The following is a 14306-nucleotide window of genomic DNA, read 5'->3' as shown; positions in this document are numbered from 1 at the left end:
GTCAGGTCCAGCTTTCGAAAAAGCCGGCGCCGGCACGGGCGCGCAATTCGTCGCCCGCCGTCCGCCCGAGCGTTTCGGGATCGCCGGCGGGGCCGCTCGACGCGATGTCGTGCGAGACCGTGCCGTCCGGCGTCAGGATGGTGCCGAAAAAATCGATCGTATCGCCGTCGATCCGGGCATGGCCGGCGATCGGCGTGCGGCAGGAGCCGTCGAGCGCGGCCAGAAAGGCCCGCTCGCACGTGAGCGCGGTTTCGGTCGCGATGTGCTTGAGCGGCGCGACCAGCGCGTCGGTGCGCGTGTCGCCGGTGCGGCCCTCGATGCAGATCGCGCCCTGGCCCGGCGCCGGCGGGAAGACGTCCATCGCGATCAGATCGGTGATCACATCGGCCATGCCAAGGCGCCTCAGACCCGCATTGGCGAGCAGCGTGGCGTGCGCGACGCCGTCCTCGAGCTTTTTCAGCCGCGTCTGCACATTGCCGCGAAAGCCGACCACTTCGACATCTGGGCGCGCGCGGCGCACCAGCGCCTGGCGCCGCAGCGAGGAGGTGCCGACGATGGCGCCCCTGGGCAGCGCGTCAAGCGTCGGCGCCGCCTTGCCGATGAAGGCGTCGCGCGGGTCCTCGCGCTCAAGGAACGCTGTCAGCGCCAGACCTTCGGGCAGTTTGGTCGGCATATCCTTGGACGAATGCACCGCCAAATCGATATCGCCAGACAGGAGCTGCGCCTCGATCTCCTCGGTGAACAGGCCCTTGCCGCCGATTTCCTTGAGCTCACGGTCGAGTACGCGGTCGCCCTTGGTCGAGATGACGACGATCTCGATCGCCTCGGGCGCCATGCCATGGGCGGCGACGAGCCGGTCACGCACCTCGTGCGCCTGCGCTAGCGCCAGCGGGCTACCCCGCGTTCCGATCCTGACCGTCTCCGACCCCTGTGCCACGGTTTGCTTGCTCCCCGATCCATGATAGGCGACCTGTTCCCTAACCTGTCTGGCCGAGGGCGGCAATCGACCCTTCGCCCTATCGGAATTTGCGCCATGCCGACCGTGCTGGGCATCGAGACGAGCTGCGACGAAACCGCCGCCGCCATCGTGCGGGCCGGCGCCGGCGATGCGCGCGGCGAGATCCTGTCGAACATCATCTACAGCCAGTTCGGCGAGCATGCCCGCTATGGCGGCGTCGTGCCGGAGATCGCCGCCCGCGCCCATGCCGACAAGCTCGACCGGGTGATCAAGGCCGCGCTTTCAGAAGCGGGCACCGATTGGGACGCGATCGACGCGATTGCGGCGACCGCCGGCCCCGGCCTGATCGGCGGGCTGATCGTCGGCACGATGACCGGAAAGGCGATCGCGCTGGCGCGCGGCAAGCCGTTTCTGGCGGTCAACCATCTGGAAGGCCATGCCCTGACCCCGCGCCTGACCGACGGCCAGCCGTTCCCCTATCTGCTGCTGCTGGTCTCGGGCGGGCACACGCAGATGGTCCTGGTGCGCGGCCTTGGCGACTATGAGCGCTGGGCGACGACGATCGACGACGCGCTCGGCGAAGCCTTCGACAAGACGGCCAAGCTGCTGGATCTGGGCTATCCCGGCGGGCCGGCGGTCGAGAAGATGGCCAGCACAGGCGATCCCGACCGGTTCGCACTGCCAAGGCCATTGAAGGGCGAGGCGCGGCCGGACTTTTCGTTTTCCGGCCTGAAGACCGCGCTGCGCAAGACGGCGACCGATCTGGGCGCGCTGACCGACCGGGACGTCGCCGACCTTTGCGCCGGTTTCCAGAAGGCGGTAACCGAGACGCTGGAAGACCGGGTGACGCGCAGCCTGGCGCGCTATCGAGCCGAGATCACCGACATCTCGCCGACGCTGGTCGTCGCCGGCGGTGTCGCGGCCAACAAGGCGATCCGCGCGATGCTGGAACGGGTCTGCGCCGAGCATGGCTTTGCCTTTCTCGCGCCGCCGATGGAGCTTTGTTCGGACAATGCGGCGATGATCGCCTGGGCCGGGCTCGAGCGGTTCCGGCGCGGCGAATCCGACCCGCTGGATATTGCGCCGCGCCCGCGCTGGCCGCTCGACGGCGACAGCGCGCCGCGGATCGGCTCGGGCCGCAAGGGCGCCAAGGCATGAGGGACGCCAAGGCATGAGGAGCGCGAGACGATGAGCGTGGCGGTGGTCGGCGCCGGCGCGTGGGGCACGGCCCTGGCGGCGGCCATGGCGCGGAACGGACAGCGCGTCGCGCTGTGGGGCCGCGATGCCGGCGTCGTCGGTGAGATCAATACGCAGCGCCGCAACCGCTTCTATCTGGGCGATGCCGATCTGCCCGAGGCGATCGATGCCACGACCGATGCGGGCACAGCGCTGGCCGATGCCGACATGGTGCTGCTGGCGGTGCCGGCCCAGACGATGCGCGCGGTGCTGACCATGATGGTGCCGCATCTTCATCCGCACATGCTGCTCGTCTCCTGCGCCAAGGGCATCGAGCGCGGCTCGGGCGCGCTGATGACCGAGGTGATGGGCCGGACGGCGCCCGCCAACGCCAATGCCGTCCTGTCGGGGCCGAGCTTTGCGGCCGATGTGGCGCGCGGCCTGCCGACCGCCGTGACGCTTGCGATGTCGGACGAAGCGCGCGCGCTCGCCGCCTGCCGGGCGCTTGCCCGTCCGGGACTGCGGCTTTATGCGAGCGGCGATGTCGCCGGCGTCGAATATGGCGGCGCGCTGAAGAACGTGCTGGCGATAGCCGCGGGCATCGTCGCGGGCCGGGGCCTTGGCGCCAGCGCGCAGGCGGCGCTGACGACGCGCGGCTTTGCCGAGATGAGCCGGCTTGCGGTGGCGCTCGGCGCACAGTCCGAAACGCTCGCCGGGCTTTCCGGCCTTGGCGACCTGATCCTGACCTGCGGCTCGGACCAGTCGCGCAATTTCGCCCATGGCAAGGCGATCGGGCGTGGCGAGGACACGTCCGGGCTCAAGCTTGCCGAGGGCGTTGCGACAGCAGGCACCGCCGCGCGCATTGCCGGCGACCATGGCATCGAGGCGCCGATCATCGCCGCCGTCGCGGCGATCGTCGATGGCACCCTTGACGTCGATGCCGCGATCACCACCCTTTTGTCGCGGCCCATCAAACCCGAAACCGAAAAAGGCTGACCATGTCCAATTACTGGCTCTTCAAATCCGAACCCTTCAAATGGTCCTGGGAGCAGCAAAAGGCCAAGGGCGAGGCCGGCGAGGAATGGGACGGCATCCGCAACTATCAGGCGCGCAACAACATGCGGGCCATGAAGCTGGGCGACAAGGCGTTCTTCTACCATTCCAACGAGGGGCTGGAGATCGTCGGCATCGCCGAGGTCTGCGCCGAAATCCACCCCGATTCGACCACCGACGATCCGCGCTGGGAGTGCGTCGACATAAAGGCGGTGTGCGACATGCCGCAGCCGGTGACGCTCAAGGACGTCAAGGCCAACGCGAAGCTGGCGGACATGGCGCTTGTCACCTCGATGCGCCTGTCGGTCCAGCCGGTCACCAAGGATGAGTGGCTCGAGGTCTGCCGCATGGGCGGGCTCGACAACCCGCCGCTCTGAGCCCTCGAAGGGCCGGCCATGTCTCAAAAAAGCCCGGATCGCGGGCGACATCGGGCGAAAAAAACGGGTGCCAGAGCGTTCCAACATGACGGGTCGATCGTTCAAACGCTGGCTGGCGCGTGTGCGCCAGGGCCGGGCCGGCATCACCGGCCTGTTCTGGCTGTCGGCGGGCGAAACCACGATTTTGCCCATGCCGGTCGAGATCGTTCTGATCCCGTTGATGCAGTATGCGCGCGACCATGTGTGGCGCATGGCAACCAGCGTGACGCTTGGCGCCGTTGCCGGCGCGGTTGCCGGTTATCTCGTCGCCTATTTCTTCATGGAAGCGGCCGGCAACAGCTTCGTTGCCCTGGCCGGCTGGCAGGACGAGCAGGCCCGCTTCGCCGAACTGTTCGACCGCTACGGCTTTCTGGCCATCGTTCTGGTCGGCATGTTGCCGCCGATCCCGTTCCAGCTTGCGATCGTGTCGGCCGGCGCGACGGGCTATCCGTTCGCGCTGTTCGTTCTGGCAACGCTCATCGCGCGGGGCATCCGCTATTTCTTCCTTGCGGCGGTCGTCCGCCTTTTCGGTGACCATGTCGCGACCGCCTATCAGAACAACCGTGCGCTGGCGCTGACGGTGCTGATCGCGCTGTTCTTTGGCGCGGTCGGCCTGATCGTCTATTTCGAACGCGGCTTTGCGTAACCCGAAAAGCAGACGGCCCGCCAATGGCGGGCCGTTTTCGGTTTTGCCGATCGGGCCGGTCAGCCGGTCTTGTTCTGGCGGTTCTCGATCAGATCGTCGACCACGGAGGGGTCGGCGAGCGTCGATGTGTCGCCGAGCGAGCCGAAATCGTCCTCGGCGATCTTCCTCAGAATACGCCGCATGATCTTGCCTGAGCGTGTCTTGGGCAGGCCCGGCGCGAACTGGATCTTGTCGGGCGAAGCGATCGGGCCGATCTCCTGACGCACATGCTGGACAAGCGCCTTGCGCAGGCCGTCATCGCCGTCATAGCCGCCCATCAGCGTCACATAGCAATAGATGCCCTGGCCCTTGACCTCGTGCGGATAGCCGACAACGGCCGCTTCCGACACGGAATCGTGGCTCACCAGCGCGGATTCCACCTCGGCCGTTCCCATCCGGTGGCCGGAGACGTTGATGACGTCGTCGACGCGGCCGGTGATCCAGTAATAGCCGTCGGCGTCGCGCTTGCAGCCGTCGCCGGTGAAATATTTGCCCTTGTAGGTGGAGAAATAGGTCTGGATGAAGCGCTCATGGTCGCCATAGACCGTGCGCATCTGACCCGGCCAAGAATCGACGATGCACAGATTGCCCTCGGCGACCGTCTCCGAATGCACCTGGCCCTCATTGTCGACCAGCTGCGGCTGGATGCCGAAGAAGGGCCGCGTCGCCGAGCCCGGCTTGAGCTTGGTGGCGCCGGGCAGCGGCGTGATCATGATGCCGCCGGTCTCGGTCTGCCACCATGTGTCGACGATCGGGCATTTCTTCTCGCCGACGACATTGTAGTACCATTCCCACGCCTCGGGGTTGATCGGCTCGCCGACTGAACCCAAAAGCCGCAGCGTCTTGCGCGAGGTGCGATTGACGAAAGAGACGCCGGCGCCCATCAGCGCGCGGATCGCGGTCGGAGCAGTGTAGAAGATCGTCACCTTGTGCTTGTCGACCACGTCCCAGAAGCGCGAAGCGTCGGGATAGGACGGTACGCCCTCGAACATCAGTGTCGTCGCGCCGTTACACAAGGGGCCGTAGACGATATAGGAGTGGCCGGTGACCCAGCCGACATCGGCCGTGCACCAGTAGATGTCGCCGTCCTGGCAATCGAAGACATATTGGTGGGTCATCGAGGCGTAGACCAGATAGCCGCCGGTGGTGTGCAGAACGCCCTTGGGCTTACCGGTCGACCCGGAGGTGTAGAGGATGAAGAGCGGATCCTCGGCCTTCATGCGTGCCGGCTTGCATTCCGGCTTCTGCTCGCTGACGGCTTCGTGGTACCAGACGTCGCGGTCGGAGAACCATTCGATCTTGCCGGCGGTGCGCCGGACGACCATCACCGTATCGACCTCGACCCCCTCGCGCTCGGCCACCTCGACGGCCAGATCGACATTGTGCTTGAGCGGAACCTTCTTGCCGCCGCGCAGGCCTTCGTCGGCCGTGATGACGAAGCTGGACTCGCAGCCGACGATGCGGTCGGCGAGCGCGTCGGGCGAAAAGCCGCCAAAGACGATCGAATGCACCGCGCCGATCCGCGCGCAGGCGAGCATGGCATAGGCCGCCTCGGGGATCATCGGCAGGTAAAGCGTGACGCGGTCGCCCTTCTTGACGCCGCGCGCCTTCATCGCGTTGGCGAGCCGGCAGACCTCGTCATGCAGTTCGCGATAGGTGATCTTCTTGTCGTCGTAGGGATTGTCGCCCTCCCAGATGATCGCCACCTGGTCGCCGCGCTTTTCCAGATGCCGGTCGATGCAGTTGTAGGAGACGTTGGTGACGCCGTCCTCGAACCATTTGATCGCGACCTTGCCGGTGAACGAGGTGTTCTTGACCTTGGTGTAGGGCTTGAACCAGTCGATCCGCTGGCCGTGCTTGGACCAGAAGCCTTCGGGGTCGTCGACGCTCTGCTGATACCAGGTCTTGTAGGTCGCATCGTCGATCAGCGCCTTCTTCTTGACCGCCGCGGGGACCGGATACACTTCACCTGACATCGAAAACCTCCACTTGGTTCGCGGGCACGCCGCCTTCACTCCCTGATGCGACGGACGGCTGGGCCGCCCGCGCGGGTCGGCACGGGTGTAGCGCGAAGTCTTCGTTGGCGTAAATTAGACCATGGATAGCGCAACGCCCGCTGCGGCCGTGCGGCGTATCCGACATTGGGCGAAGACGGGCGGCTTATGCGCCGCCCAGCGCCTGTGCGGCGACCGCTTCGGCAAGCGCCGTCTCCAGCGGCGTGTGCGGCTCGGCGCCGATCAGCGCCTCAAGGCGCGTATTGTCGAGAGAATGGGGCGTGTCCCACAGATAGCGCATCTTGACGACTTCGCGCACCAGCGGGTTGAACAGGCCGATCACCCGCATGATCGTCCAGGGCGCGGCGCCCTTCCTGAGCGGCCGGCCGACAGCGGTCTCCATGGCGGCATGGAATTGCTGGCCGGTCGCGGTGTGGCCGGCAAAGTGCAGCCGGGCAAACGGCGGTAGCGTCTCGCGCCTGTCCGCTACCATGACGAAAGCGCGGGCAAAGTCGGGCATAAAGGCGAAGGCGTGGTCGATATCGCGCCGGCCCGGCCAGACGACGCGGCCCTTCTTCAGATCCTTGGCGATGACCAGGTCGAACCAGCTTCCGTCCACCGGTCCGCCGAAAAAGTCGCCGGCGCGCAGCACGACCGACCGCAGGCCGGTCTCGCTTTCGGCGCGCAGCCGATCCTCGATGGCGACGCGGATGCGGCCTTTTTCGGTGTCGGGCGCCATCGGCGTGTCCTCGGTCAGTCCGGGGCGGACCGCGGTACCGTAATTGTAGACATTGCCGGGCAGCATCACGGTCGCGCCGGCGGCCCGGGCGGCGGCGATGACGTTTTCGGCCATCGGCATGGCGAGCTCGTCCCATTTGTCATAGGGCGGATTGAGCGCGTGCAGGATGACGTCCGCGCCGGCGCAGGCGGCGATCATGCCCTCGCGGTCCATGGCGTCGGCCTCGACGGGTTCGACGCCGGCGGGCAGCCGGCCGAGCTTGGCGCCGCGGGCGATGCCGCGAACGCTCCATCCGGCCTCGATGAAAGCCTCGGCGGCGGCGTGCCCGATCCGTCCGGCCGCGCCGGCAATAACGATTGTGCTCATCTGTTGCATCTCCTGAATCCTGATGATGCGCCATGATCGGCCATCGCCAGATGAATGGATAGACAAGAGTTCGACTGTCTAATATTCATTTTCGAATGAATGGAACGCGCTTCGACTGGAACCTGATCGGCAGTTTTCTGGCGGTGCTCGACGCCGGCACGCTGAGCGGCGCGGCACGGCAGTCGGGCATTTCGCAGCCCACTCTGGGACGGCATGTGGGCGAGTTGGAGGCGCAGACGGGCCTTGTCCTGTTCGAGCGGGGCCGCGCCGGGATGATGCCGACCCAGGCTGCCTTGCGGATCGCCGACGAGGCGCGGGCGATGCGCGACAGCGCGGCGGCGTTTTCGATGGCGGCGACCGATCAGGAAACGCGCGTCGAGGGCACGATCCGGCTCACCGCCAGCCGGGTGATGGCGACCTTCGTGCTGCCGCCGGTGCTGGCGGCGCTGCGCGCCGCCGAGCCCGCGCTTGCCATCGAACTGGTGGCGAGCGACGGCATCGATAACCTTCTGGCGCGCGATGCCGACGTCGCCGTGCGCATGGTGCGGCCGACCCAGAACGATCTGATCGCGCGCAAGATCAACGATTTTGTCATGGGCGCCTATGGGCACGAGGACTATCTCGCTCGCGCCGGCACGCCGGAAACACTGGACGATCTCTACCGGCACACGATGATCGGCTATGACCGGACGGATTTGATCGAGCGTGGCATGCGCGCGCTGACGGGCGGCTATGACCGCGATGCCTTCCAGATCCGCACCGACGACCAGATCGCCTATTGGGCGATCGTCGAGGCGGGCGCCGGCATCGGGTTCGGGCCGCGCTTTGTCGCCCGGAGGAACCCGGCCCTGCACAGGGTTCTGCCCGATCTGCAGATCGCGCCGCTGCCGGTCTGGCTCGCCTCGCACCGCGAATTGCGGCACAGCGCCAAGGTGCGGCGGGTCTATGACTTCCTTGCCGACACGCTGTCGGCGCTGCCGCTCGACCGGGACGGCAAATAGCCGATGACGAGGCTGCTCGCCCCGACCGCCAGAACGATCAGCGACCAGCCGGTGAAGACCAGCGCCAGCGAGAATGTTTCGGCGAGAGCGCCGACGAAGGCGGGCATGAACAGCAGACCGGCATAGCCGAAGGTGGTGATCACCGCGATCGCAACGGCCGGCGGAAGGCCGGGATAGGCGCCGGCGGCGGAAAACAGGATCGGCACCATGTTGGCCATGCCGAGACCGGCGATGAAGAAGCCGGCGCAGGCGACGAGGAAGCCGGGTGCCGTGCCGGCGATGGCCAGCCCGGTCGCCGCTACCGCAGAACTGGCAAGGAAGATGCGCCGGTCGCCGAAACGGGCGCGCAGCCCGTCGCCCAGAAACCGCACGGCGGCCATCGTCGCCGAGAACGCCGCGAACGCATAGCCGCTGACGACCAGCGGCGCGCCCAGCTCGTCGCGCAGATAGAGCGCGCTCCAGTCGATCACCGTGCCTTCGGGCGCAAACGCCAGAAGCGTCAGGATGCCGAGCCCGTAAATTCCCGCCTCGCGCGGGATGCCGGTCCGACGAGGCGTGCGGGCCTCGCCGGTTTCACTTGCGTCGACGCCGAATTCGTCGGGCCGGTAATGGCGCCATGCCCACAGCGCAACGGCCAGGCCGATCGCGCCGACCGCCAGCGCATGGCCCATCTCGCCGAGCGTGACGATCATCGCGCCGCCGGTCAGTCCGCCGACCATGCCACCGAGCGACCAGAAGCCGTGAAACGAGGACATGGCGGGCCGGCCGGCGGCCTTTTCGACGCCGATGCCGTTGGCGTTCATCGCATTGTCCATCGCGCCCAGAAACGTGCCGAGCCACAAAAGCGCCAGCGCGGCGGCCGGCACCGAGGGCGCGAGCGTCAGAAGAACCAGCGAAGGTGCCAGAAGCACCGACGTCCAGCGTACCACCGCGACCGAACCCAGCCGCGTCACCATCCAGGCGCCGCCGATCAGTGCGATCACCGCGCCGATGCCGAACAGCACGATCAGCCGTCCGAGCACCGCCTCGCTGATGCCGAGCCGTTCGACGAGCACGGGGATCTTGGTCGCCCAGTGGCCGACCATGAAGCCGTTGACGAAGAACGCCGCAAAGACGGCCAGCCGTGCCAGTCTCAGGCGCCTGATGTCGGGCGGCATGCCGCTTGCGCTGGTTTGAACGGTCGACATGACGGCTCCGCAAAGAACAGCTTTCCTTAGATCGGTTTCCGCGCTTCTCAAAGCGGTTTGAGAGCAGGGGCGTCAGAAGCCGTACAATTGCGCCGGATTGTCGACGAGAATGCGCTTGCGCGTCGCCGCGTCGGTGACGACGCGCAGCAACGCATTGAGCAGGACACCCGCGTCGGGCATCTGTGCATCGGCCAGCATCAGATGCGGCCAGTCGCTGCCCCACAGGCACCGTTCGGGATTGGCGGCCACCAGCGCGGCGACGAGCGCATCCGTCGCTTCATAGGGCGCGCCGGCGAGACGGTAGAGGCCGGACAGCTTGACCCATGCCCTGCCGCCTGCGAGCAGCGCAAGGAGGCGCTGGAAACCCGGTTCGTCCGGTCCCGCCGCGACATCGGGCCAGCCAATATGGTCGAAGACGACATCGACCGGCATGGAGCGCACGCCGTCATCGAGTTCGGCCATGTGGCGGTGCGCGTTCATCAGCATCTGGACATGCAGCCCGCGCGCCTTCAGCCGGTCGGCCATGGCGGTCACGCCGGCCCAGCTCAGGACACCGCCATGGACATAGTTGAGCCGCACGCCCGACAGGCCCGCTTCGGCGAGCGCGTCCAGTTCGGCGTCGGTGGCTGCATCGGTGACGAGCCCGATGCCGCGCGCCCGGTCGCGCCCGAGCCGGGCGACGGCGGCCTTGGTCACCGCATTGTCGGCGCCATAGAGGATCGAATGGACGATGACGACGCGGTCAAGGCCGAGCGCGGCCATGTGCCGTTCATAAAGCGCGATCCAGCCCTCGAAATCGAGGCCCGGCGCGGGGTTCTCGACGCGGCCGTCCCAGAGGTCGAACTCGCCCGGCGCCGCGACCATGTGGATGTGGGCGTCGCAGGCGCCCGGCGGCAGCGGCCGGTCCGGGCTTTGGGGAACGGCGACGGGCATTTCGGCATGGGGCTTCATGGCAGGTCCGGTGCAAAGGCGGTTGACGTCGGCGGCCGGCTTAACGCGTTTGCGCGGTGGCGCACAGATACCGGCCGTCATGTTTGCGCCGCACAATGCGAACCGCTAAAGAATGGTTGCGCCCTTCCACCCTTGTCCGGGAATTCCTGCCTTGACCATCACCAAACTGCTCGTCGCCAACCGCTCCGAGATCGCCATCCGCGTGTTCCGCGCCGCCAACGAGCTTGGCATGACAACCGTCGCGATATGGGCCGAGGAGGACAAGCTGGCGCTGCACCGGTTCAAGGCCGACGAGAGCTATCAGGTCGGCCGCGGCGGGCATCTGGACAAGGATCTCGGCCCGATCGAGAGCTATCTGTCCATCGAAGAAGTGATCCGCGTTGCCAAACAGTCGGGCGCCGATGCGATCCATCCCGGCTACGGGCTTCTGTCGGAAAGCCCCGAATTCGTCGATGCGTGCGATGAAGCCGGCATCATCTTCATCGGGCCGCGCGCCGACACGATGCGCGCGCTCGGCAACAAGGTCTCGGCCCGAAACCTCGCCGTCGAGGCGGGCGTGCCCGTGGTGCCGGCGACCGAGCCGCTGCCCGACGACATGGACAAGGTGCGCGCCATGGCCGCCGAGATCGGCTATCCGGTGATGCTGAAAGCGTCCTGGGGCGGGGGCGGACGCGGCATGCGCGCCATCCGCTCCGAGGACGATCTGGAGCGCGAGGTGACCGAGGCCAAGCGCGAGGCGATGGCGGCGTTCGGCAAGGACGAGGTCTATCTGGAAAAGCTCGTCGAGCGAGCCCGCCATGTCGAGGTGCAGATCCTCGGCGACACGCACGGCAATGTCGTTCATCTGTTCGAGCGCGACTGCTCGATCCAGCGCCGCAACCAGAAGGTCGTCGAACGCGCGCCGGCGCCCTATCTCGACAATGCGCAACGCGCCGAACTGGCCGAACATGCGATGAAGATCGCCCGCGCCACCGACTATGTCGGCGCCGGTACGGTCGAATTCCTGATGGATGCGGATACCGGCTCGTTCTATTTCATCGAGGTCAATCCGCGCATCCAGGTCGAGCATACGGTGACCGAGGAAGTCACGGGCATCGACATCGTCAAGGCGCAGATCAGGATTCTCGAGGGCGAAAGGATCGGCGATCCGGCATCGGGCGTGCCGGCGCAGGAGGACATCGCGCTGCACGGCCATGCGCTGCAGTGCCGTATCACCACCGAAGATCCCGAGCAGAACTTCATTCCCGATTATGGCCGGATCACCGCCTATCGGGGCGCGACCGGCTTCGGCATCCGGCTCGACGGCGGCACGGCCTATTCGGGCGCGGTGATCACGCGCTTTTACGACCCGCTTCTGGAAAAGGTGACGGCCTGGGCGCCGACGCCCGAAGAAGCGATCCGGCGCATGGACCGGGCGCTGCGCGAGTTCCGCATCCGCGGCGTCGCCACCAACCTGACCTTCCTTGAAGCGATCATCGGCCATGAGGATTTCAAGGCCAACCGCTACACGACCAAGTTCATCGACACGACGCCGGAGCTGTTCGCCGCCGTCAAGCGCCAGGACCGGGCGACCAAGCTCCTGACCTATCTGGCCGACGTCACCGTCAACGGCCATCCCGAGACCAAGGGCCGGCCGAAGCCGCCCGCCCATGCGGTGCCGCCGGAACCGCCCTTCGTCGGCGGGCCGGTGCCCGAAGGCGGCACCAAACGGATGCTGGACGAGATGGGGCCGGCGAAGTTCGGCCAATGGCTGCGCGAACATGATCCGGTGATGATCACCGACACGACGATGCGCGACGGGCATCAGAGCCTGCTCGCAACGCGCATGCGCACCTACGACATGGGACGGATCGCCGGGACGTATGCGCGCGCGCTGCCGAACCTTCTGTCGCTGGAATGCTGGGGCGGGGCGACCTTCGATGTCTCGATGCGGTTCCTCACCGAGGACCCGTGGGAGAGGCTGTCCGTCATCCGCGAGGCGGCGCCGAACATTCTGTTGCAGATGCTGCTGCGCGGCGCCAACGGCGTCGGCTACACCAACTATCCCGACAATGTGGTCAAGCACTTCGTCCGGCAGGCGGCGAGCGGCGGCATCGACCTGTTCCGCGTCTTCGATTGCCTGAACTGGGTGCCGAACATGCGCGTCGCCATGGACGCGGTCGCCGAGGAGAACAAGATCTGCGAGGCGGCGATCTGCTATACCGGCGACATCCTCAATTCGGCACGGCCGAAATACGATCTGAAATACTATGTCGGCATGCTCAGGGAACTGGAAGCGGCCGGCGCGCACATGATCGCGGTCAAGGACATGGCGGGCCTTCTCAAGCCGGCCGCCGCGACGGTGCTTTTCAAGACGCTGCGCGAGGAAACGGATCTGGCGCTGCATTTCCACACGCACGACACGTCCGGCATCGCGGCGGCGACGATCCTTGCGGCGATCGATGCCGGCGTCGATGCGGTCGATGCCTCGATGGACGCCCTGTCGGGCCTGACGGCGCAGCCCTGCCTTGGTTCGATCGCCGAGGCGCTAACTGGCACCAAGCGCGATCCGGGGCTGGACCCCGAATGGATCCGGCGCATTTCCTTCTACTGGGAAGCGGTCCGCGCCCAGTACGCCGCCTTCGAGAGCGATCTGAAGGGGCCGGCGTCGGAGGTCTATCTGCACGAAATGCCGGGCGGGCAGTTCACCAATCTGAAGGAACAGGCCCGCTCGCTCGGCCTCGACACGCGCTGGCACGAGGTCGCCCGCGCCTATCACGACGTCAACATGATGTTCGGCGACATCGTCAAGGTGACGCCGTCCTCCAAGGTGGTCGGCGACATGGCGCTGATGATGGTCAGCCAGGATCTGACGGTCGCCGATGTCGAGAACCCCAAAAAGGACATCGCGTTCCCGGACTCGGTGGTCTCGATGATGCGCGGCGATCTGGGTCAGCCGCCGGGCGGCTGGCCGGAGGGCATCCAGAAAAAGGTGCTCAAGGGAGAAGAGCCCTACACCGACGTGCCTGGCTCTCTGCTTCCGCCGGAGGATCTGGACGCACGTCGCGCCGAAATCGAGGACAAGCTCGGCCGCGAACTGAACGAATATGAGTTCGCCGCCTATCTGATGTATCCCAAGGTGTTCACCGACTTCGCGCTGGCGCAGGACAAATACGGGCCGGTCAGCGCGCTGCCGACACCCAACTATTTCTACGGTCTGCCGGCGGCCGAGGAGGTTTTCGTCGACATCGAAAAGGGCAAGACACTGGTCATCCGCTGCCTTGCCGTCGGCGAGCCGGACGACAAGGGCATGGTGACGGTGTTCTTCGAGCTGAACGGCCAGCCAAGGCGCATCAAGGTGCCAGACCGGGTGCACGGCGCCGAAAGTTCGGTCGCCCGGCGCAAGGCCGAGGACGGTAACGAGGCCCATGTCGGCGCACCGATGCCGGGTGTCGTCTCGACCGTCTCGGTGGCCGGCGGCCAGGAGGTCAAGAAGGGCGACGTGCTGGTGTCGATCGAGGCGATGAAGATGGAAACCGCGCTGCACGCCGAACGCGACGGCACGGTGTCCGACGTTCTGGTCAAGGCCGGCGACCAGATCGACGCCAAGGATTTGCTGGTGATTTACGCCGCCGGCCAGGCGGAATGAGGGCCGCGCCCCGCGGTGAATGCGACCTTCGGCACTTTTGGTTCGTCACCACTTACCTTATTATGTGAGTGGTTGCTTACTGAAACGCGCCGGCCGGTCACCTGCACGGCGCGACCGGGCTTGAGCGGCGGGCAATGCGCCCTTGGCGTGAC

11 protein-coding genes are annotated in these 14306 nt (G+C 66.5%); 6 read left to right on the top strand and 5 right to left on the bottom strand.

Annotated elements, in window-relative coordinates:
* Position 1 precedes the first annotated feature (1 nt).
* The gene (gene hemC / locus ACOQOU_RS09045; protein ID WP_306025394.1) at positions 2–937 is read right to left on the bottom strand and encodes a hydroxymethylbilane synthase; all 936 of its coding nucleotides are present in this window, start codon (positions 935–937) and stop codon (positions 2–4) included.
* A 96-nt stretch (positions 938–1033) separates the two neighbouring features.
* Between hemC and tsaD the strand changes: the two genes are divergently transcribed.
* The 4 genes from tsaD to ACOQOU_RS09025 all read left to right on the top strand — a co-directional run bounded on the left by tsaD (position 1034) and on the right by ACOQOU_RS09025 (position 4249).
* The gene (gene tsaD / locus ACOQOU_RS09040) at positions 1034–2116 is read left to right on the top strand and encodes a tRNA (adenosine(37)-N6)-threonylcarbamoyltransferase complex transferase subunit TsaD (RefSeq protein WP_109765738.1); all 1083 of its coding nucleotides are present in this window, start codon (positions 1034–1036) and stop codon (positions 2114–2116) included.
* A gap of 30 nt (positions 2117–2146) precedes the next feature.
* The gene (locus ACOQOU_RS09035) at positions 2147–3130 is read left to right on the top strand and encodes an NAD(P)H-dependent glycerol-3-phosphate dehydrogenase (protein ID WP_306025395.1); all 984 of its coding nucleotides are present in this window, start codon (positions 2147–2149) and stop codon (positions 3128–3130) included.
* Positions 3131–3132: 2 nt separating this feature from the next.
* The gene (locus tag ACOQOU_RS09030) at positions 3133–3564 is read left to right on the top strand and encodes an EVE domain-containing protein (protein WP_109765736.1); all 432 of its coding nucleotides are present in this window, start codon (positions 3133–3135) and stop codon (positions 3562–3564) included.
* Positions 3565–3649: 85 nt separating this feature from the next.
* Positions 3650–4249, top strand: a complete 600-nt coding sequence (locus tag ACOQOU_RS09025; RefSeq protein WP_158585186.1) for a YqaA family protein — start codon at positions 3650–3652, stop codon at positions 4247–4249.
* Between the two features lie 59 nt (positions 4250–4308).
* Here ACOQOU_RS09025 and acs read toward each other — a convergent pair whose 3' ends face one another.
* Together acs and ACOQOU_RS09015 are read right to left on the bottom strand one after the other, a co-directional pair.
* The gene (gene acs, locus ACOQOU_RS09020; RefSeq protein ID WP_109765734.1) at positions 4309–6264 is read right to left on the bottom strand and encodes an acetate--CoA ligase; all 1956 of its coding nucleotides are present in this window, start codon (positions 6262–6264) and stop codon (positions 4309–4311) included.
* Between the two features lie 184 nt (positions 6265–6448).
* Positions 6449–7387, bottom strand: coding sequence for an NAD-dependent epimerase/dehydratase family protein (locus ACOQOU_RS09015; RefSeq protein WP_306025396.1), 939 nt, complete (start codon positions 7385–7387; stop codon positions 6449–6451).
* 95 nt (positions 7388–7482) lie between these two features.
* Between ACOQOU_RS09015 and ACOQOU_RS09010 the strand changes: the two genes are divergently transcribed.
* Complete coding sequence (locus ACOQOU_RS09010) at positions 7483–8388, top strand: LysR family transcriptional regulator (protein WP_306025397.1); 906 nt, start codon at positions 7483–7485, stop codon at positions 8386–8388.
* On the opposite strand, the gene ACOQOU_RS09005 is transcribed toward ACOQOU_RS09010, so the two are convergent.
* Positions 8331–9575, bottom strand: coding sequence for an MFS transporter (locus ACOQOU_RS09005; RefSeq protein ID WP_306025398.1), 1245 nt, complete (start codon positions 9573–9575; stop codon positions 8331–8333). The genes ACOQOU_RS09010 and ACOQOU_RS09005 overlap by 58 nt on opposite strands.
* A 72-nt stretch (positions 9576–9647) precedes the next feature.
* Positions 9648–10526 carry an amidohydrolase family protein gene (locus ACOQOU_RS09000; protein WP_306025399.1) on the bottom strand — a complete coding sequence of 293 codons (879 nt, stop codon included), beginning with the start codon at positions 10524–10526 and terminating at the stop codon, positions 9648–9650.
* Between the two features lie 151 nt (positions 10527–10677).
* On the opposite strand from ACOQOU_RS09000, the gene pyc reads away from it, so the two are divergent.
* Entirely contained in the window at positions 10678–14154 is a 3477-nt protein-coding gene (pyc, locus tag ACOQOU_RS08995) for a pyruvate carboxylase (RefSeq protein WP_109765729.1), read from the top strand.
* Positions 14155–14306 lie beyond the last annotated feature (152 nt).

The sequence above is a fragment of the Oceaniradius stylonematis genome (assembly GCF_965223445.1).
Lineage (GTDB): Bacteria > Pseudomonadota > Alphaproteobacteria > Rhizobiales > Rhizobiaceae > Roseitalea > Roseitalea stylonematis.
Note: the sequence above shows the minus strand (reverse complement) of the source record. Positions and strands in the feature narration are given on the sequence as shown.

What these genes read in the sequence shown, in the direction of transcription:
- tsaD (WP_109765738.1), top strand. Translation starts at nt 1,034, where the DNA reads ATGCCGACCGTGCTGGGCATCGAGACGAGCTGCGACGAAACCGCCGCC.
- ACOQOU_RS09035 (WP_306025395.1), top strand. Translation starts at nt 2,147, where the DNA reads ATGAGCGTGGCGGTGGTCGGCGCCGGCGCGTGGGGCACGGCCCTGGCG.
- ACOQOU_RS09030 (WP_109765736.1), top strand. Translation starts at nt 3,133, where the DNA reads ATGTCCAATTACTGGCTCTTCAAATCCGAACCCTTCAAATGGTCCTGG.
- ACOQOU_RS09025 (WP_158585186.1), top strand. Translation starts at nt 3,650, where the DNA reads ATGACGGGTCGATCGTTCAAACGCTGGCTGGCGCGTGTGCGCCAGGGC.
- acs (WP_109765734.1), bottom strand. Translation starts at nt 6,264, where the DNA reads ATGTCAGGTGAAGTGTATCCGGTCCCCGCGGCGGTCAAGAAGAAGGCG.
- ACOQOU_RS09015 (WP_306025396.1), bottom strand. Translation starts at nt 7,387, where the DNA reads ATGAGCACAATCGTTATTGCCGGCGCGGCCGGACGGATCGGGCACGCC.
- ACOQOU_RS09010 (WP_306025397.1), top strand. Translation starts at nt 7,483, where the DNA reads ATGAATGGAACGCGCTTCGACTGGAACCTGATCGGCAGTTTTCTGGCG.
- ACOQOU_RS09005 (WP_306025398.1), bottom strand. Translation starts at nt 9,575, where the DNA reads ATGTCGACCGTTCAAACCAGCGCAAGCGGCATGCCGCCCGACATCAGG.
- ACOQOU_RS09000 (WP_306025399.1), bottom strand. Translation starts at nt 10,526, where the DNA reads ATGAAGCCCCATGCCGAAATGCCCGTCGCCGTTCCCCAAAGCCCGGAC.